This is a genomic window from Rhodococcus sp. NPDC058505 (genome assembly GCF_042720095.1).
Taxonomy (GTDB): domain Bacteria; phylum Actinomycetota; class Actinomycetes; order Mycobacteriales; family Mycobacteriaceae; genus Rhodococcus_G.
Genome location: NZ_JBHXNB010000007.1, coordinates 58800 through 77146, shown reverse-complemented (window position 1 = coordinate 77146; position 18347 = coordinate 58800). Strand labels below are relative to the sequence as shown.

Annotated in this window: 19 protein-coding genes; 16 read left to right on the top strand and 3 right to left on the bottom strand. The window is 70.8% G+C overall.

The annotated features are described in order from the left end of the window. The first annotated feature begins 122 nt into the window (after window positions 1-122). From ACFWPA_RS07965 to ACFWPA_RS07945, 5 genes are all read left to right on the top strand, one after another. A complete protein-coding gene (locus ACFWPA_RS07965) occupies window positions 123-1451 on the top strand; it encodes an ammonium transporter (protein ID WP_378506750.1) in 1329 nt (442 codons plus the stop codon). A 5-nt stretch (window positions 1452-1456) separates the two neighbouring features. Further along, window positions 1457-1795, top strand: a complete 339-nt coding sequence (locus ACFWPA_RS07960; protein WP_378506615.1) for a P-II family nitrogen regulator — start codon at window positions 1457-1459, stop codon at window positions 1793-1795. Next, window positions 1785-4328, top strand: coding sequence for a [protein-PII] uridylyltransferase (locus ACFWPA_RS07955; RefSeq protein ID WP_378506616.1), 2544 nt, complete (start codon window positions 1785-1787; stop codon window positions 4326-4328). Before ACFWPA_RS07960 ends, ACFWPA_RS07955 begins: the two co-directional genes overlap by 11 nt. A 75-nt stretch (window positions 4329-4403) precedes the next feature. Further along, a complete protein-coding gene (gene ffh / locus ACFWPA_RS07950) occupies window positions 4404-5969 on the top strand; it encodes a signal recognition particle protein (RefSeq protein WP_378506617.1) in 1566 nt (521 codons plus the stop codon). Between the two features lie 3 nt (window positions 5970-5972). Next, window positions 5973-7067, top strand: a complete 1095-nt coding sequence (locus tag ACFWPA_RS07945) for an amidohydrolase family protein (protein WP_378569950.1) — start codon at window positions 5973-5975, stop codon at window positions 7065-7067. Window positions 7068-7160: 93 nt separating this feature from the next. Here the strand turns inward: ACFWPA_RS07945 and ACFWPA_RS07940 are convergent, their stop codons facing one another. Next, on the bottom strand, window positions 7161-7961 hold the full coding sequence (locus tag ACFWPA_RS07940; protein WP_378506619.1) for an NADase-type glycan-binding domain-containing protein: 801 nt from the start codon (window positions 7959-7961) through the stop codon (window positions 7161-7163). Further along, a complete protein-coding gene (locus tag ACFWPA_RS07935; RefSeq protein WP_378569949.1) occupies window positions 7958-8614 on the bottom strand; it encodes a DUF5336 domain-containing protein in 657 nt (218 codons plus the stop codon). The genes ACFWPA_RS07940 and ACFWPA_RS07935 overlap by 4 nt, the downstream gene beginning before the upstream one ends. Before the next feature lie 301 nt (window positions 8615-8915). Here ACFWPA_RS07935 and rpsP point away from each other — a divergent pair, with 301 nt between their 5' ends. The 5 genes from rpsP to ACFWPA_RS07910 are packed head-to-tail and all read left to right on the top strand — an operon-like array spanning window position 8916 to window position 13219. Beyond that, a complete protein-coding gene (gene rpsP / locus ACFWPA_RS07930; protein WP_378506621.1) occupies window positions 8916-9362 on the top strand; it encodes a 30S ribosomal protein S16 in 447 nt (148 codons plus the stop codon). Continuing rightward, window positions 9362-9604, top strand: a complete 243-nt coding sequence (locus ACFWPA_RS07925) for an RNA-binding protein (RefSeq protein WP_378506622.1) — start codon at window positions 9362-9364, stop codon at window positions 9602-9604. The genes rpsP and ACFWPA_RS07925 overlap by 1 nt, the downstream gene beginning before the upstream one ends. Window positions 9605-9608: 4 nt before the next feature. After that, window positions 9609-10136 carry a ribosome maturation factor RimM gene (rimM, locus tag ACFWPA_RS07920; protein ID WP_378506623.1) on the top strand — a complete coding sequence of 176 codons (528 nt, stop codon included), beginning with the start codon at window positions 9609-9611 and terminating at the stop codon, window positions 10134-10136. 2 nt (window positions 10137-10138) lie between these two features. Further along, window positions 10139-10831: a tRNA (guanosine(37)-N1)-methyltransferase TrmD gene (trmD, locus tag ACFWPA_RS07915; RefSeq protein WP_378569948.1), complete on the top strand. Its 693-nt coding sequence runs from the start codon at window positions 10139-10141 to the stop codon at window positions 10829-10831. Window positions 10832-10879: 48 nt separating this feature from the next. Next, window positions 10880-13219, top strand: coding sequence for a Tex family protein (locus ACFWPA_RS07910; RefSeq protein WP_378506625.1), 2340 nt, complete (start codon window positions 10880-10882; stop codon window positions 13217-13219). Window positions 13220-13310: 91 nt separating this feature from the next. Here the strand turns inward: ACFWPA_RS07910 and ACFWPA_RS07905 are convergent, their stop codons facing one another. Next, window positions 13311-13982, bottom strand: coding sequence for a GAP family protein (locus ACFWPA_RS07905; protein ID WP_378569947.1), 672 nt, complete (start codon window positions 13980-13982; stop codon window positions 13311-13313). Window positions 13983-14124: 142 nt separating this feature from the next. Between ACFWPA_RS07905 and ACFWPA_RS07900 the strand changes: the two genes are divergently transcribed. The 6 genes from ACFWPA_RS07900 to ACFWPA_RS07875 all read left to right on the top strand — a co-directional run bounded on the left by ACFWPA_RS07900 (window position 14125) and on the right by ACFWPA_RS07875 (window position 18345). Further along, window positions 14125-15051 carry a formylglycine-generating enzyme family protein gene (locus ACFWPA_RS07900; protein ID WP_378506751.1) on the top strand — a complete coding sequence of 309 codons (927 nt, stop codon included), beginning with the start codon at window positions 14125-14127 and terminating at the stop codon, window positions 15049-15051. Then, complete coding sequence (locus ACFWPA_RS07895; protein ID WP_378506627.1) at window positions 15048-15896, top strand: hypothetical protein; 849 nt, start codon at window positions 15048-15050, stop codon at window positions 15894-15896. Before ACFWPA_RS07900 ends, ACFWPA_RS07895 begins: the two co-directional genes overlap by 4 nt. A 146-nt stretch (window positions 15897-16042) precedes the next feature. Next, on the top strand, window positions 16043-16384 hold the full coding sequence (gene rplS, locus ACFWPA_RS07890; protein WP_378506628.1) for a 50S ribosomal protein L19: 342 nt from the start codon (window positions 16043-16045) through the stop codon (window positions 16382-16384). 84 nt (window positions 16385-16468) lie between these two features. Continuing rightward, the gene (gene lepB / locus ACFWPA_RS07885) at window positions 16469-17254 is read left to right on the top strand and encodes a signal peptidase I (RefSeq protein ID WP_378506629.1); all 786 of its coding nucleotides are present in this window, start codon (window positions 16469-16471) and stop codon (window positions 17252-17254) included. A 10-nt stretch (window positions 17255-17264) separates the two neighbouring features. Beyond that, entirely contained in the window at window positions 17265-17957 is a 693-nt protein-coding gene (locus ACFWPA_RS07880; RefSeq protein ID WP_378506630.1) for a ribonuclease HII, read from the top strand. A gap of 64 nt (window positions 17958-18021) precedes the next feature. Then, window positions 18022-18345 (top strand): DUF2469 domain-containing protein, encoded by a 324-nt coding sequence (locus tag ACFWPA_RS07875; protein ID WP_345343313.1) that lies wholly within the window; start codon window positions 18022-18024, stop codon window positions 18343-18345. Window positions 18346-18347: the final 2 nt, after the last annotated feature.

The window sequence follows — 18347 nt, the reverse complement described above, 5'->3', positions numbered from 1 at the left end:
CACCCGATGAGCACTCTTCTCCTCAAGTCGAAAGCCGCGAGCAGCGGGCGACCTGACGAAGGAGGAGGCACAAGGTGGAATTCCCGACTATCGGAGCACCGGACGCCGGTGATACCGCGTGGATGCTGATGAGCGCCGCGCTGGTGTTGCTGATGACGCCCGGTCTGGCGTTCTTCTACGGCGGCATGGTCCGCGCGAAGAGCGTTCTGAACATGATCATGATGAGTGTCGGCGCGATGGGCGTCGTCGGTGTCCTGTGGGCGCTGTACGGCTATTCGATGGCTTTCGGCGAGGACAAGGGCGGGCTGATCGGCGACCCGTTCCAGTTCTTCGGGCTCAAGGGTCTGTTCGGTGGCTCCTACCTGGCGGACGCGGAGACCGGGGCCGCCGCCGCGATCCCGCTCGTCGGCACCATCCCGGCGACGGTGTTCGTCGCCTTCCAGGCGATGTTCGCGATTCTCACCGTCGCGCTGATCTCCGGTGCTGTCGCCGACCGCATGCGGTTCGGGCCGTGGCTGCTGTTCGCCGGGCTGTGGGCCACCGTCGTCTACTTCCCGGTCGCGCACTGGGTCTTCTCCTTCGACGGCGTCACCGCCGAGACCGGCGGCTGGATCGCGAACTCGGTCAAGGCGATCGACTTCGCCGGTGGTACCGCGGTGCACATCAACGCCGGTGTCGCTGGCCTGGTCCTCGCCCTGATGCTCGGCAAGCGTCGCGGCTGGCCCGCCACCCCGTTCCGCCCGCATAACCTGCCGTTCGTGATGCTCGGCGCCGCGCTGCTGTGGTTCGGCTGGTTCGGCTTCAACGCCGGGTCCGCGGTCGGCTCCAACGGGATCGCAGGCGCCGCGTTCGTCACCACCCTCGTCGCCACCGCCGCCGCGATGCTCGCCTGGCTGCTCGTCGAGCGGCTGCGGGACGGGCACGCCACCACCCTCGGCGGCGCCTCCGGCATCGTCGCTGGCCTGGTCGCGATCACTCCGGCCTGCTCGTCGGTGGACGTGGTCGGTGCCCTCGTCATCGGTGTCGTCGCAGGCGCCCTGTGCGCCCTCGCGGTCGGCCTCAAGTACCGCTTCGGCTTCGACGACTCCCTCGACGTCGTCGGTGTCCACCTGGTCGGCGGCATCGTCGGCACCCTGCTGGTCGGCTTCGTCGCGACGGCGGACGCACCCGCCGCGGTGGACGGCCTGTTCTATGGTGGGGGCCTCGACCAGCTGTGGCGCCAGGCGGTCGGTGCGGGCGCGGTGCTGCTGTACTCGCTCGTCGCCACCACCGTCGTCGCGCTCATCGTGAAGTTCACGATCGGTCTGCGGGCGAGTGACGAGGCCGAGGCCCGCGGTCTGGACGATACTGAGCACGCCGAGAACGCCTACGACTTCGCCGCACTCGGCGGTGGGGGTTCGGTTGGCTCGGCAATCTCGGCACCGGTGCGCACGTCCGTCAGGGAGGCATGAATTCAATGAAGCTCATCACCGCAATCGTCAAGCCGTTCACGCTCGAGGACGTCAAGACCGGGCTGGAGCAGGCAGGCGTGCTGGGCATGACCGTCAGCGAGGTCCAGGGGTACGGCAGGCAGAAGGGGCACACCGAGGTGTACCGGGGTGCCGAGTACTCGGTCGACTTCGTCCCGAAGGTCCGTGTCGAGGTCGTCGTCGACGACAGCGTGGTCGACAAGGTCGTCGAGGTGATCGTCGAGGCCGCCCGCACCGGCAAGATCGGTGACGGCAAGGTGTGGGTGAGCCCGGTCGAGTCCGTCATCCGGGTCCGGACCGGCGAGCGGGGCGCGGATGCCATCTGACCCGACAGGGTCCGCATCCGGTGGCCCCGATCCCGTCGCAGCAGCGGCGGGGTCGGGGCCACCCGCGTTCGCGGGCACCCCGACACCCGGCCACGACCACATCGTCGCCGCCGACGACCTGGTCCGGGCACGGAAGCAGTTGCTGGACCGTGGTTCCCGCGCCCGCAGGCTCGACGCCCCCGCGTTGCGGTCGGCGATGGTGGAGCTGCACGAGTTCTGGTTGACCACCAAGGGCGCCGAACTCGGGATCACCGCGGACAGCGGCTTCGCGATCGTCGCCGTCGGCGGCCTCGGCCGCCGGGAGCTCCTTCCGCACTCGGACCTCGACCTGGTGCTGCTGCACGACGACATGGACCCCGGCGTGGTCGCCGATGTCGCGGACCGGCTCTGGTACCCGTTGTGGGACGCGCACATCAAGCTCGACCACAGTGTGCGGACGGTGCCGCAGGCGTTGCAGGTTGCGGCCACCGACCTGACCGCGGCAATGGGCCTGCTCGAGGCGCGGCACATCGCCGGGGATGCGGAGCTGACTAACCTGCTGATCGGGGGGGTGCGGCGGCAGTGGCGGGCCGGGATCCGGTCCCGCTTCGATGAACTCGTGGAGATGACCCGCGCGCGGTGGTCCCGCAGCGGGGAGATCGCGCATCGCGCCGAACCCGACGTCAAGAACGGCCGCGGCGGACTGCGCGACGTCCAGCTGCTTGACGCGCTGGCGATCGCCCAGTTGACCGACGCGGCAACGGGACTCGGGCCGGATGCGCCGGGCGGGGGGCTGGCCTCCGCGCATCTGCGGCTGCTCGATGTCCGCACCGAACTGCACCGGGTAGCCGGCCGCGCCAGGGACCAGGTCCGCGCACAGGACGCCGACGAGATCGGGGCCGCGCTGCGGATCGGTGACCGCTTTGACCTGGCCAGGACGTTGAGCGACTCGGCCCGCACCATCGGCTACTCGGTGGACGTGGGGCTGCGGACGGCGGGCAACGGGTTGCCGCGGCGCGGCCTGGCCCGACTCCGTCGGGTGCCGGTGCGGCGGCCACTCGACGAGGGGGTCGTCGAGCATGCCGGGGAGGTGGTGCTGGCGCGGGACGCGACACCGTCGCGGGACCCCGGGCTGATCATGCGGGTCGCCGCGGCCGCAGCCCGGACCGGCATGCCGATCTCGGCGTCCACCCTCGGCAGGCTCTCCGACAGCGCGCCGGAGCTGCGGGAGCCGTGGCCGACGGAGGCGCTCGCGGATCTGCTGGTGTTGGTGGGGTCGGGGCCGCGGACGGCAGCGGTGATCGAGGCGCTCGACCGCACCGGGCTGTGGGGGCGGCTGCTGCCCGAATGGGGCTCGGTTCGCGACCTGCCGCCCCGCGACGCCGTGCACACCTGGACGGTGGACCGGCACCTCGTGGAGACGGCGGTCCAGGCGAGTGCGTTCACCACTCGGGTCACCCGCCCGGATCTGCTGCTCCTCGGTGCGTTGCTGCACGACATCGGGAAGGGGCGCGGCGGCGACCACAGCGTCGTCGGGGCCGACCTGGCCACCCAGATCGGCAGGCGGCTCGGCCTGTGGCCGTCGGATGTCACCGTGCTCAGTGCGATGGTCCGGCACCACCTGCTGCTCCCGGACACCGCAACCCGCCGAGACCTGGACGATCCCGCGACCGTGCGGATGGTGGCCGACGCGCTCGGACACGACCCGGTGCTGCTCGAGTTGCTCTACGCGCTCGCCGAAGCCGATTCGCTCGCGACCGGGCCCGGGGTGTGGGGCGAGTGGAAGGCGACGCTCATCGGGGAGTTGGTGCGTCGCTGCAGGCTGGTGATGGCGGGCGAGCCGCTGCCGGAACCCGACCCGATCGACCCGGAACACGCCGCCCTCGCCGAGGGCGGGGGTGTGCACGTGATGCTGACGCCGGCCGAGGGGCCCCACACCTACACGGTGACGGTGATCGCGCCGGACGTGCCCGGCCTGCTGTCCGACGCGGCCGGGGTGCTGGCCCTGCACTCGCTGCGGGTGCTGTCGGCGGCGGTCGGCAGTCACGGCGATGCGGTGGTGAACTCGTTCACCGTCGCGCCCCGCTTCGGTGCACCCCCGCAGGCCGGGCTGCTGCGGCAGGAGCTGATCCGGGCGACGGCAGGCGAACTGGACCTGGTCACCACCCTCGCCGAGAAGGAGCGGGCCGCACAGCAGGAGCAGGTGCTCGACCTGGGCGCGGCGGGAGTGCCGGTGCAGTACGCGCAGGCGCCGCCGCGGATCATCTGGTTCGACTCCGACGTCCCGGGGCAGGTGATCCTCGAACTGCGCACCGAGGACCGGCTCGGCATGCTGTGCCGGCTCGCCGCGGTGCTCGAGCAGCACGGTGCGGACGTCCGGTGGGCGAAGGTCACCACCCTCGGCACCTCCGTGGTCGACGCGTTCTGCCTTCACCTCGGCGACGGCGATCCGCGGGTCACCCGCGCGGACCTGGCGGCGGCGATCCTGTCGGTGGTGCCCGCCCCGGCGCCGCCGAGGGGCGGGGAGGAGGGGGGTGCCGCCCCGAGCGGCTAGGCTGGTGTGCACGTGTCCGCGGACGGGCCCCGTGCCGGTCCAGACCACCCCGTCTCACAGCCAGGAGCTCGCTCGGTGTTCGAATCCCTTTCCGACAGGTTGACCGGTGCCCTCAAGGACCTGCGCGGCAAGGGCCGGTTGTCCGGCGCCGACATCGACGCCACGTGCAGGGAGATCAGGCTCGCCCTGCTCGAGGCCGACGTCGCGTTGCCGGTCGTCCGGTCCTTCATCGCGAAGATCAAGGAACGCGCGAAGGGTGCCGAGGTCTCCGGCGCGCTGAACCCGGCGCAGCAGGTCGTCAAGATCGTCAACGAGGAGCTCGTCGGGATCCTCGGCGGCGAGACCCGGCGGCTGCAGTTCGCGAAGACCCCGCCGACGGTCATCATGCTCGCCGGCCTGCAGGGTTCCGGTAAGACCACCCTCGCGGGCAAGCTCGCCACGTGGCTGACCGGGCAGGGCCACACCCCGCTGCTGGTGGCCTGCGACCTGCAGCGCCCCGGCGCGGTGGGTCAGCTGCAGATCGTCGGCGAGCGGGCCGGTGCCGCGGTGTTCGCGCCGCACCCCGGCACGTCGATCGGCGGCGGCGAGAACCAGCTCGGCCAGTCCGCCGCCGACCCCGTCGATGTTGCCCGCCGCGGCATCGAGGAGGCCCGCGCGAAGCATCACGACGTGGTGATCGTCGACACCGCTGGCCGCCTCGGCATCGACGAGGAACTGATGGCGCAGGCCGCGGGGATCCGCGACGCCGTCCAGCCCGACGAGGTGCTGTTCGTCCTCGACGCGATGACCGGCCAGGACGCGGTGCACACCGCCGAGGCGTTCCAGTCGGGTGTCGGCTTCACCGGTGTCGTGCTGACCAAGCTCGACGGCGATGCCCGCGGCGGCGCCGCGCTGAGCGTCCGGGAGATCACCGGCAAACCGATCATGTTCGCGTCCACCGGCGAGAAGCTCGAGGACTTCGACGTCTTCCACCCGGACCGGATGTCGAGCCGGATCCTCGGCATGGGTGACGTGCTCACCCTGATCGAGCAGGCCGAGCAGGTCTTCGACGCCAAGCAGGCCGAGGTCGCCGCGCAGAAGATCGGGTCGGGCGAGCTGACCCTCGAGGACTTCCTCGAGCAGATGATGGCGGTCCGGAAGATGGGCCCGATCGGCAACCTGCTCGGGATGCTGCCCGGCGCTGGCCAGATGAAGGACGCCCTCGCCCAGGTCGACGACAAGCAGCTCGACCGGATCCAGGCGATCATCCGCGGCATGACCCCGGCCGAGCGGGCCAACCCGAAGATCATCAACGCCTCCCGCCGGCTGCGGATCGCGAACGGGTCCGGTGTGAAGGTCTCCGACGTCAACCAATTGGTCGACCGGTTCTTCGAGGCCCGCAAGATGATGACGGCGATGGCGGGCCGGATGGGCATGCCCGGTGCCCGCGGCTCGCAGCGCTCGAAGAAGGGCAAGAAGGGCAAGAAGGGCGGCAAGGGTCCGACCCCGCCGAAGATGAAGGGCGGCTTCCCCGGGATGCCCGGCGGCTTCCCCGGACTGCCCGCCGGGATGGACCTGTCGAAGATGCCGAAGGGGCTCGACGAGCTGCCGCCGGGTCTCGAGGGCCTGGACCTGTCCCAGCTCAAGCTGCCGAAGAACTAGGCCGTGTCGCTGCGCATCGCGGGCCGCGGCCTGCCCGACGAACAGCCCATCGAACTGTGGATCGGTGACGACGGGCTGATCTCCGCCGACCCGGTCCCGGCCGCGCGGACCCTGACCGAGACCGGATGGGTGCTGCCCGGCCTCGTCGACGCGCACTGCCATGTCGGCATCCGCTACGGCGGCGGCCACGAGGACGAGGCCGGGCTGCTCGCGCAGGCGGAGACCGAACGCGACCGCGGGGTGCTGCTGCTCCGTGACGCCGGGTCCCCGGTGGACACCCGCCTCGTCGACGCGCGCCCGGACCTGCCGCGGATCATCCGCGCGGGCAGGCACATCGCGCGCCCCAAGCGGTACATCCGCGGCCTACCGATCGACCTGGACGACGAGTCGCAGCTGCCTGCGGCGGTGACCGAGCAGGCGCTGCGCGGCGACGGCTGGGTCAAGCTGGTCGGCGACTGGATCGACCGCGAGGTCGGGGACCTGCGCCCGCTGTGGAGCGACGCGGTCCTGAAGGAGGCCATCGCTGCCGCGCACCGGGCGGGCGCCCGGGTCACCGCCCACGTGTTCGGCGAGGACGCGCTGCCGGGGCTGATCGGCGCGGGCATCGACTGCATCGAGCACGGCACCGGCCTGACCGACGAGACCATCGAGATGATGGTCGAGCACGGCACCGCGCTGGTGCCGACGCTGGTGAACATCGCGACCTTCCCGGAGATCGCGGACTCGGCATCCCGGTTCCCGGTGTATGCCGCGCACATGCGTGACCTGCACGCCCGGCGCTACGAGACGGTGGCCGCCGCGCACGCCGCAGGTGTCGCGATCTACGCGGGCACCGACGCGGGCGGATCGATCAGGCACGGCCGGATCGCCGACGAGGTCGCCGAGTTGGCTGCGGCAGGCCTCGGGCCGACCGGGGCGCTCGGCGCCGCCTGCTGGGATGCCCGCACCTGGCTCGGGCATCCGGGCCTCGATGACGGCGCCCCAGCGGACCTCGTCGTCTACGACCGGGACCCGCGGATCGGGCCGGATGTGCTGGCGCGGCCGGACCTGGTGGTGCTGCGCGGGCAGGTCGTCACGCGGCGCGGCCGGTTCGCGTAGCGGGGCCGGTTCATCGGCGCGGCCGGTTCGCGTAGCGGGGCCGGTTCATTGGCGCGGTCGGTTCGCGTAGCGGGGCCGGTTCATCGGCGCGTACTACCGGGTGCAGCCGTCGCCGGCGTCGCCAGCGCGGGCGGTGAACCGGATCTCGCTGATCGAGGTGACATCGTTGAACGGGGCGGACTGCACCCCGTCCCGGCTGGAGACCGGCTGACCGTCGACGGTCGCGACGACCGTCAACGTCGCGGTGCGCGCGGTGGTGTCGACCGGCATCGTCTGGACGCCGCGCCGCGGCTCGAGCCGCTGCACGGTGGTGCTGCCGTCGTCGAATGTCCACTTCACCTCGGTGACCTTCCGGTTCTGCGCGAACCGGTCGGATCCGTCGGGGTCGGTCTTGTCGTGGCCGGGGTCGACGCCGATGGACGCCAACTGGACCGAGCACGGGAAGCTGACGGCGAGGGTCTGGCCCGCGGTGCCCATGCAGCGCCACGCGGTCGTGACATCACCGTCGATCGCGTTCGGTGCCTCGTAGGCGTGCGTGCGGCCCGTCGAGTCCACCGCCGGGGGCAGCGGCGTGCAGGTCGGGAGCACGGCGGTCGGGGTGACGGCGACGGTGTCGGCACTGACGTCCCCGGCAGGGACTTCGAAGGCCCCGCCCCCGAAGTCCCCGCCCGCAAGGTCCCCGCCGTCCGCGGTGTCGGTGTCGTCCGCGGGTGCCGCGCTGCCCGCGACGGCACCGGTGTCGTCGGTGAGGGCCCGGTTGATCAGGTAGCCGCCGCCGGCGAGCACCGCGAGGACCGCCGCGATCGACGTGAGCACGACCGCCCAGCCCCGCCCGGACAGCGGCGGGCGGGGCGGTTCGGGGGGCGCCGCGGGCGTGGGGGTGCTGTCGGTCATGCGGGGGTGTCCTTCGTCGGTGCGGCGGCGGCCGTCGGCGTGGTGGCTGGTTCGGGTGGAAGGAATGGTTCGTGCGGCGTGGTCGGGGCGCGCCGCGCCTGCGCGAGCCCGACGTCGTATGCGAGCGCGGCGAACGCGACCACGGCCTGCAGCGCGGCGAGCACGAGGATCGTGATCCCACCCCAGCCGAGCCCGATGACCACCGGCTCGGTGCCGTCGGCGGCGGCGCCGAGCAGGTCCGCCGGCGTCGCGACGTTGCCGATGACGATCAGCACGAAGAGCGCGAGCAGGGTGCCCGCCGCCGCGGACGCGGTCGCGATCGCGTGCAGCACCGGGGTGGCGCCGCGGACGGTGGCGAGCCGGGGGAGCGTCGACAGGCCCGCCACCAGGCCAGCGAACAGCACTGCCGCCACCACCAGCAGGCCCTGCGGGAGCGCGATCGCGCTGACGGTCACGACGCCACCCGAGGTGTGCGCGTCGAGGTAGGGGCCGAGGCCGACGAAGAGGGCGGCGACCCCGAGCAGCAGGACCACCGCGGCGAGGGCGATGCCGCGGCGTCGCTCGGGTACCGGGGGCCCGTCCGTGAAACTCGGGAACGGTGCCTGCGCGGGAGCTGCGCTCGGCGCGGGTGGACGCGGCGGCGAGGGCGACAACGTCGTGCCCCTTTCGAGTCGTCGAACCGGGCCGCGTGGCCCGCGGTCGACCGGAGTGTAGGCAGACGGTGGGCGGGTCGGGCGGCTATCCGGGTGCGGGCGCGTCGCCGCGGGCCGTCCCGGGGGCGGTCGCGGGGCGGGCGATTCGTCGGGTGGTGTGCGCGTCTGGCAGAATGGACCGCTGTTCGCCCGTCTCCGGTTACGCACCGCGCGGCGGTCACAACACCCCATCAACGCAAAACCGGGTGCGCATGCCTTGCGCATCGCTGAATTGCGCCGTGACCATTCGAAAGGTTCCATCGTGGCTGTCAAGATCAAGCTCACGCGGCTCGGCAAGATCCGCAACCCGCAGTACCGCATCATCGTCGCGGACTCTCGCACCCGCCGCAACGGCCGTGCGATCGAGACCATCGGCAAGTACCACCCCAAGGAAGAGCCGTCGCTGATCGAGATCGACTCGGAGCGCGCGCAGTACTGGCTCGGCGTCGGCGCCCAGCCCACCGAGCCGGTCGAGAACCTGCTCAAGATCACCGGCGACTGGCAGAAGTTCAAGGGCCTGCCGGGCACCGAGGGCACCCTCAAGACCAAGGAGGCCAAGCCCTCCAAGCTGGAGCTGTTCCAGGCCGCGCTCGCCGCCGCCGAGAACGAGCCGGTCGCCGAGGCCATCACCCCGAAGAAGAAGGCCGCCAAGAAGGACGAGGCCGCCGAGGCCGAGGCCCCCGCCGAGTCCGCTGAGGCCGGCGAGTAATGAGTGCCGTTGTCGCCGACGCCGTCGAACATCTCGTTCGCGGCATCGTCGCCAATCCCGACGATGTCCGGGTCGAGATGATCACCGGGCGTCGCGGGCGCACTGTCGAGGTACACGTCAACCCCGACGACCTCGGCAAGGTCATTGGCCGTGGCGGCCGCACCGCCACCGCACTGCGGACCCTCGTCACCGGCATCGGTGGCAAGGGACTTCGCGTCGACGTGATCGACACCGATCAGTAATTCGGTGGAACTCGTCATCGGCCGTGTCGCCAAGTCGCACGGCATCAGGGGCGAACTCGCCGTCGAGATCCGCACCGACGAGCCGGAGCTGCGCTTCGCCGTCGGTGCGGTCCTGCGCGGCCGCAAGCCCCGCGATCGGAAGCTCACCGATTACACGGTGGAAGCCGCCCGGGAACACTCCGGGCGGCTTCTGCTGCGTGTGCGCGGCGTCGACGACCGCACCGCGGCCGACGCGATGCGCGGCACGCTGTTCGTGGTCGACACCGCGGACCTGCCGCCGTCCGACGACCCGGACTCGTTCTACGACCACGAACTCGAGGGCCTCGAGGTGCGGCTCGGTGACGGCTCCGTCGTCGGAACGGTCGTCGAGGTGCTGCACTCCGCGGCCGGGGAACTGCTGTCGGTGCGTCCGGTCGGCAGTGACACAGGTGAGATCCTGATCCCGTTCGTCACCGCGATCGTCCCGACCGTCTCCGTCGCGGGCGGCTACGTGGAGATCGACCCACCCGAAGGACTACTGGACCCGGAGTAGCCGTGCGCCTCGACGTCATCACGATCTTCCCCGAGTACCTCGAGCCGCTGCGAACCGCGTTGCTGGGCAAGGCCATCGAGAAGGGCCTCGTCTCGGTCGGCGTGCACAACCTGCGGGACTGGACGCACGACGTGCACAAGGCCGTCGACGACTCCCCGTACGGCGGCGGGCCCGGCATGGTCATGAAGCCCACTATCTGGGGCGATGCCCTGGACGCTGTCTGCCCCGACGACGCGCTGCTCGTGGTCCCCACCCCCGCCGGGGTGCCGTTCACCCAGGCCACCGCGCAGCGCTGGTCCACCGAGAAGCACCTCGTCTTCGCCTGCGGCCGCTACGAGGGGATCGACCAACGCGTCTTCGACGACGCCGCCCGCCGGGCGCGGGTCGAAGAGGTCAGCATCGGGGACTACGTGCTCATCGGCGGGGAGGCCGCCGTGCTGGTGATGGCCGAGGCCGTCGTCCGGCTGATGCCGGGGGTGCTCGGCAATCAGCAGTCGCACGAAGAGGATTCGTTCTCCGACGGGCTCCTCGAAGGTCCCAGCTACACCCGGCCGGTGAGCTGGCGGGGCCTCGACGTGCCCGAGGTGCTGCTGTCCGGCAACCACGCGAAGGTCGCCCAGTGGCGGCGCGAACAGTCGCTGACGCGGACCGCGGAGCGGCGGCCCGACCTCCTCCCCGGCACCGACGACGCGTAGCCCCGCGCCCGGCCGAACTGTCGGTGGGTCACGGTAGGGTCGATCGCCGTGACCTCAGCCCTGAAATCTGTGAACCAACGCATCGCCGAGGAACTCGACGTTCGGGAGGAGCAGGTCCGTGCGGCCGTCGACCTCCTCGACGGCGGCGCGACGGTCCCGTTCATCGCCCGATACCGCAAGGAGGTCACCGGCGGCCTCGACGACGTGCAGTTGCGGCAGCTCGAGGAGCGGCTGCGCTACCTGCGCGAGCTCGACGAGCGCCGGGTCGCGATCATCGAGTCGATCCGCGCCCAGGACAAGCTGACCGACGAACTCGAGGACCAGCTGATCCTCGCCGACACCAAGGCCCGGCTCGAGGACATCTACCTGCCGTACAAGCCGAAGCGGCGCACCAAGGCGCAGATCGCTAGGGAGGCCGGGCATCAGCCGGTCGCCGACACCCTCCTCGCCGACCCCTCCGTCGACCCCGCCCAGTACACCGCCGAGCAGCTCGAGGGCGCCCGCGCGATCCTCGTCGAGCAGTTCGCCGAGGACGCGGACCTGGTCGGTGAGCTGCGTGAGACGATGTGGCGCCGCGGCCAGGTGACCTCCACGGTCCGGAAGGGCAAGGAGTCCGATGGCGCGAAGTTCGCCGACTACTTCGAGTTCTCCGAGCCGTTCGAGAAGCTGCCGTCCCACCGGATCCTCGCGTTGCTGCGCGGCGAGAAGGAAGAGGTGCTCTCGCTCGGCCTCGACGCGGACACCGAGCCGCAGGCGCCGGGGGAGCCGACCGTCTACGAGGGCCGCATCGCCGCCCGATTCGGGGTCGCGGACCGGGGGCGTCCCGCCGACCGGTGGCTGCTCGACACCGTCCGCTGGGCCTGGAAGACGAAGCTGGCCGTCAGCCTCGGCATCGACACCCGGATGCGGCTGCGGCAGTCGGCCGAGCAGGACGCGGTCGACGTGTTCGCCACCAACCTCAAGGACCTGCTGCTCGCCGCGCCCGCGGGCACCCGCACCACGATGGGTCTCGACCCGGGATTCCGCACCGGCACCAAGGTCGCGGTCGTCGACGCCACCGGCAAGGTGCTCGACCACGCCACCATCTACCCGCACCAGCCGGCGAACAAGTGGGACCAGTCGCTGGCCACCCTCGCCGGGCTGGCCGCCAAGCATCGCGTCGACCTGATCGCGATCGGCAACGGCACCGCCTCCCGGGAAACCGATGCGCTCGCCACCGATCTGATCGCGAAGTTCCCGGCGGCGAAGCTGACCAAGGTGATGGTCTCGGAGGCGGGCGCGTCGGTGTACTCGGCGTCCGCGTACGGTTCCCAGGAACTGCCCGACCTCGATGTGTCGATCCGCGGTGCGGTGTCCATCGCCCGCCGGCTGCAGGACCCGCTCGCCGAGCTGGTGAAGATCGACCCGAAGTCCATCGGCGTCGGTCAGTACCAGCACGACGTGTCGGAGACGCTGCTCGCGCGGTCCCTCGACGCGGTCGTCGAGGACGCGGTGAATGCGGTCGGTGTCGACGTCAACACCGCGTCGGTGCCGCTGCTGTCGCGGGTGTCGGGCATCGCCGCGTCGCTCGCCGAGTCGATCGTCGCGCACCGGGATGCCAACGGCCCGTTCCGGACCCGTGCCGCGCTCAAGGACGTGGCCCGCCTCGGGCCGAAGGCGTTCGAGCAGTGCGCGGGCTTCCTCAAGATCGCCGACGGCGACGACCCGCTCGACTCGTCGGCCGTGCACCCCGAGGCGTACCCGGTGGTGCGGCGGATCGTCGACGCGCAGGGGGCGACGGTCAAGGAGATCATCGGCAACGCGTCGATGCTGCGGTCGCTGCGCCCGCAGCAGTTCGCCGACGAGCGGTTCGGTGTCCCCACCGTCACCGACATCATCGCCGAGCTGGAGAAGCCGGGCCGCGACCCGCGCCCGGAGTTCAAGACCGCCACGTTCGCGGCCGGGGTCGAGAAGGTCGCCGACCTCACGCCCGGCATGGTCCTCGAGGGGGTCGTCACCAACGTCGCCGCGTTCGGCGCGTTCGTCGACGTCGGGGTACACCAGGACGGCCTCGTGCACGTGTCGGCGATGTCGCACACCTTCGTCAAGGATCCGCGCGAGGTGGTCCGGTCCGGGGACGTCGTCAAGGTGAAGGTGATGGAGGTCGACGTGCCGCGGCAGCGGATCGGCCTGAGCCTGCGGCTCGACGATGAGCCCGGCGCACCGAAGCAGTCCGGCCCCCGGCAGGGCGGTCAGCGGCAGGGTGGTCAGGGCTCCGGTGGCGGCGGCCAGCGGCAGAACGGCCGCGGCAACGGCGGCGGCCAGCAGCGTCAGTCCGGGGGTCGTGCCGAGCGTCCCGCCACCGGCTCGATGGCCGACGCCCTCCGCAAGGCCGGCTTCGGGAAGTAGTTCATTTCGCCCACCCCCCCGCCCGAGTGAACGGAAGCGTTCAGTCGATTAGATCGACTGAACGGTACGTTCACTCGGGCGGAGTGGCGGGTCAGAACCCGCCGATGCCCTTGCCGATCATCACGACCCCGATAACCAGCAGCAGGGTCGCCATCACCGCGGCGTTGTTGGCGGTCAGCCACGCCGTCAGCTCGTTCAACCAGCCGGTGACCCGGTCCCGCGCCGCGAAGTAGGCGATCACCGGGAGCGCGACGGTGCTGGCCGCAATCACGGTGAACACGATGCCGGCGACCGTGAGCGCCGCACCGCTGACGCCCAGCTGCGCGACCGCCACCGCGGCGCCGACGATCATCAGCAGGTTCTTCGGGTTCACCACCGATAGCACCAGACCAAGGCCGAACGCCTTGCCGGGGGTGACCTTGTCGATGGCGGCGAGCCACCCGGGCATCGCGGGCGCCTCGCCCGGCTTCGGGCGGCCGCGCCACTGCTTGCCTGCGAGCAGAAGCAGCAGCACACCCAGCACGATCTTGATCGTCGCCGTGACCGCGTTGCCGTTCGAATCCGTGCTGAGCCCGACGACGCTTGCGATCACCACGAGGACCGCGTAGCCGCCCGCGATGCCGAGCACCCAGCCCGCCGTGAAGCTGGTGGCGGTGCTGCCCGCCTTCGGGGTCAGCAGCATGAGGATCGCGGCAATGATCGGGATCGGGCTGATCGCGATGCCAAGCGCGAGTGGAAGTATGCCTCCGATTGCGTGTCCCATGCCGGGGATGCTCGCAGAGTCCGGGCCCGCGCGAACCACCCGCGACGGATGAGTGCGTCGGGTCCGGTCGGGGTGAGATGCTCGGGGCATGCAGCCCGAGCCGTTGACGTTGGTCGCCCGCCCCACCGCCCCGACGAAGAACATGTCCTGGGTGCCTGGCGGCACATTCTGGATGGGGTCGGAGGACTTCTACCCGGAGGAACGGCCGGTGCATCAGGTGCAGGTCGACGGGTTCTGGATGGACACGCACCCGGTGACGGTCGCCGAGTTCCGCCGATTCGTGAAGGACACCGGGCACGTCACCGTCGCCGAGTCGGCGCCCGATCCGGCCGACTACCCGGGCGCGGACCCGGCGGATCTGGTGCCCGGCTCACTGGTGTTCACGCCGCCGCCGGGGCCGGTGTCGCTGGACGACTATCGCCAGTGGTGGTCGTGGGTTCCCGGTGCGGACTGGCGGCACCCCGAGGGCCCGGACAGCAATGTCGGTGGGCGCGAACGTCATCCGGTCACCCACATCGCCTACGCCGACGCCCTGGCCTACGCGGACTGGGCGGGCAAGGAACTGCCCAGCGAGGCGGAATGGGAGTTCGCCGCCCGCGGCGGACTCGACCGGGCGACGTACGTGTGGGGCGACGAGTTCGCGCCGGGGGGCAGGCATCAGGCCAACACCTGGCAGGGGCAGTTCCCGTGGCAGAACCTCGCCGAGGACGGGTTCGTCGGCACCTCCCCGATCGGTGCGTTCCGCCCCAACGGGTTCGGGCTCGTCGACATGGCGGGCAACGTCTGGGAGTGGACCACCGACTTCCACACCGCCGACCACGGCGCGTCCGGGCGCAACACCGCCCCGGCCGACGCCTGCTGCATCCCCCGGAACCCGCGGGTGGAGGCGGCGGTGCTGCGGGACGGCGAGGTGTACCCGCGTCGGGTCATCAAGGGCGGCTCGCACCTGTGCGCACCGAACTACTGCCTGCGCTACCGGCCCGCGGCCCGGCAGGGGGAGACCGAGGAGACCTCGACCTGCCACGTCGGGTTCCGCTGCATTGTCAGGAGTTCGGGACCAACCCCATGAGGCACTGGCTCGACCACCAGATCGTCGCCACCGGCAGGCTGCCGCTGCTGTGCTTCCTGCTCGGCTTCATCCTCGGCTTCGTCTTCATCCGGATCAGTGTGCGAATGATCCGGGCGCAGGTCCGGTGGTGGCCGGGCAATGTGACCCCGGGCGGGCAGCACGTGCACCACGTGGTGTTCGGGGTGGTGACGATGGTGGTCTGCGGTGTCGCCCTGATCGCCACCTACGAGGACGGGACGCGGACGTCGGGTGCGCTGCTCGCTGCCGGGTTCGGGATCGGGATGGCGCTGGTGCTCGACGAGTTCGCGTTGATCTTCTACCTCAAGGACGTGTACTGGTCGGAGCAGGGCCGGGCGTCGGTCGACGCGGTGTTCGCCGCGGTGGCCGTCACCGGGTTGTTGCTGCTCGGGGCGCGACCGGACTCGATCGTGAACCCCGCCGACTTCCGCGACAACCCGGACCTGGTGGTGCGGCTGGCGCTGGTGGTGTCGTCGCTGCTCAGCCTCGCGATCGCGGGTGTGGTGATCGCGAAGGGGAAGATCTGGACGGCGCTGTTCGGCATGTTCATCTCGCCGATGCTGCTGGTGGGGGCGATCCGGTTGAGCAGGCCGGGGGCACCGTGGGCGCGGTGGCGGTACCAGGACAGGCCGAAGAGGATGGCGCGGGCGGTGCAGCGGGAGAAGCGGTACCGGCGGCCGTTGATCCGCGCGAAGATCTATGTGCAGGACCTGATCGCGGGCAAACCGAGCCTCGAACACGCGGTGAGCGCCACCGAGGCGGAGCTTGAGCGGACCGTCCGGCCCGCTCCGGCCCCGGCCCGCGTCGGGGCGGCGGACGGTGCCTGATTTCGCCTCCGACCAGCCCGTCTGGCACAATTGACGGGTTGCCTGCACAGGCGCACCCACTGAATCGGAGTATGAACCAGCCGAGCGCCGGGAAACCGGCGCCGCTCGGGTCCTCTGCTCATGCGAAGAAACGCAAGGATGGATCAATGAACACACTGGACTTCCTGGACGCCCAGTCGCTCCGCACCGACATCCCGGAGTTCCGTCCCGGCGACACCTTGAACGTGCACGTCAAGGTCATCGAGGGCTCGAAGGAGCGCGTGCAGGTCTTCAAGGGCGTCGTGATCCGGCGTCAGGGCGGCGGCATCCGCGAGACCTTCACCGTCCGCAAGGTGTCCTTCGGCGTCGGCGTCGAGCGCACCTTCCCGGTGCACAGCCCCAACATCGCCTCGATCGACGTCCTCACCCGCGGTGACGTGCGTCGCGCCAAGCTGTACTACCTCCGCGACCTGCGTGGCAAGGCCGCGAAGATCAAGGAAAAGCGCTGAGCTTCTGCTCACTTGTGCACTGAGCTGTAGCTCACAATCGTGTTGGCCCGGCCCAGAATTTCTGGGCCGGGCTAACCTGTTCCAGTGGTAGATACCCCCCAGGAATCGTCGGCATCGGGCACCGGTGCCGAGGGCCCCGACACAGCGTCGGCGCGGCCCGAGAAGAAGTCCCGCTCGTTCTGGCGGGAACTCCCCATCCTCATCGTCGTTGCGTTGCTGCTCAGCTTCGTGCTGCAGACCTTCATCGCCCGCGTGTACCTGATCCCGTCCGAGTCGATGGAACCGACGCTGCACGGCTGCCCGGGCTGCACCGGCGACCGGATCCTGGTGGAGAAGATCAGCTACCGGTTCGGCGACCCGGACCCGGGGGACGTGGTGGTGTTCAAGGGCCCCGACTCCTGGAACGGGCAATGGGAGTCCACCCGCTCCTCGAACGTCGTCGTCCGCGGCCTCCAGGAGTTCGGCTCGATCGTCGGCCTGGTGCCGCCGGACGAGAACGATCTCGTCAAACGGGTCATCGCGACCGGCGGGCAGACCGTCGAATGCTGCGACGAGCAGGGCCGCGTCCTTGTCGACGGCAAGCCGCTCGACGAACCGTACGTCGTCACCGACTTCCCGTTCGTCCCCGGCACCCAGACCTGCGACACCCCGATCAAGTCGGGACGCTGCTTCGGCCCGTTCACGGTGCCGGAGGGCAACCTGTGGGTGATGGGCGACAACCGCAGCAACTCGGCGGATTCGCGTTACCACGTCGGGGACGAGTACAACGGAACCGTGCCGATCGACAACGTGATCGGCAAGGCCGTCGCGATCGTACTTCCGCCGTCGCGGTGGGGCACGATCTCCTCCCCGAACCCCCAGACGAACTGACACCGAACACGTGACCAGCTGGCCACCGCGCACCATCATCCGCAGGGCATCCGGACTGCGGACGATGGAGTCCGCGTTGATCCGGACGGGACTCGGCCCGGTCGCGGGCGTCGACGAGGCGGGACGCGGCGCCTGCGCCGGACCGCTGGTGGTTGCGGCCTGCGTGCTCGGCCCGAAGCCGCACGGCGCGCTGGAGCGGCTCGACGACTCGAAGCGGCTCACCGAGAAGGTGCGTGAGGAACTGTTCCCGGTGATCCAGCGGCTCGCGCGGGCGTGGTGCATCGTCGAGATCCCGGCCGCCGAGGTCGACGCGTTGGGTGTGCACGTCGCGAACATCGAGGGGATGCGTCGGGCCGTGGCCGGGCTGGCGTCCCCACCGGGTTACGTTCTGACGGACGGCTTCCGGGTGCCCGGGCTGTCCGCGCCGTCGCTGCCCGTCATTGGCGGCGACGCGTCCGCGGCGTGCATCGCGGCGGCCAGTGTCCTTGCGAAGGTGTCCCGCGACGCGACGATGGTCGCGCTGGACGCGGAACTGCCCGGATACGGCTTCGCCGGGCACAAGGGCTACAGCACGGCGGTGCACATGGCCGCGCTGTCGGAGCTGGGGCCGAGCCGGGAGCACCGGATGTCGTACGCGAACGTGCGGGCCGCGGTCCGCATCGAGGCGGGTGCGATGTACAGCGCCGCGGTCGGTGCGGGATGATGGGACGTCAGGACCGGACGCCGGTATGCCCGGACCAGCGAACAGCAGGAGGACGACGAACCCGATGAGTGCCGAAGATCTCGAGAAGTACGAAACGGAGATGGAGCTCTCCCTCTACCGTGAGTACAAGGACATCGTCGGCCAGTTCGCCTACGTCGTCGAGACCGAGCGCCGCTTCTACCTCGCGAATTCCGTCGAACTGGTGCCGCACAACGCGGACGGGGAGATCTACTTCGAGGTGCGGATGGCCGACGCCTGGGTGTGGGACATGTACCGGCCTGCCCGGTTCGTCAAGCACGTGCGCGTCATCACCTACAAGGACGTCAACATCGAGGAGCTCGAGAAGTCGGATCTGCGGCTGCCCGACAACGGCCCGTTCGGGTCCTGACC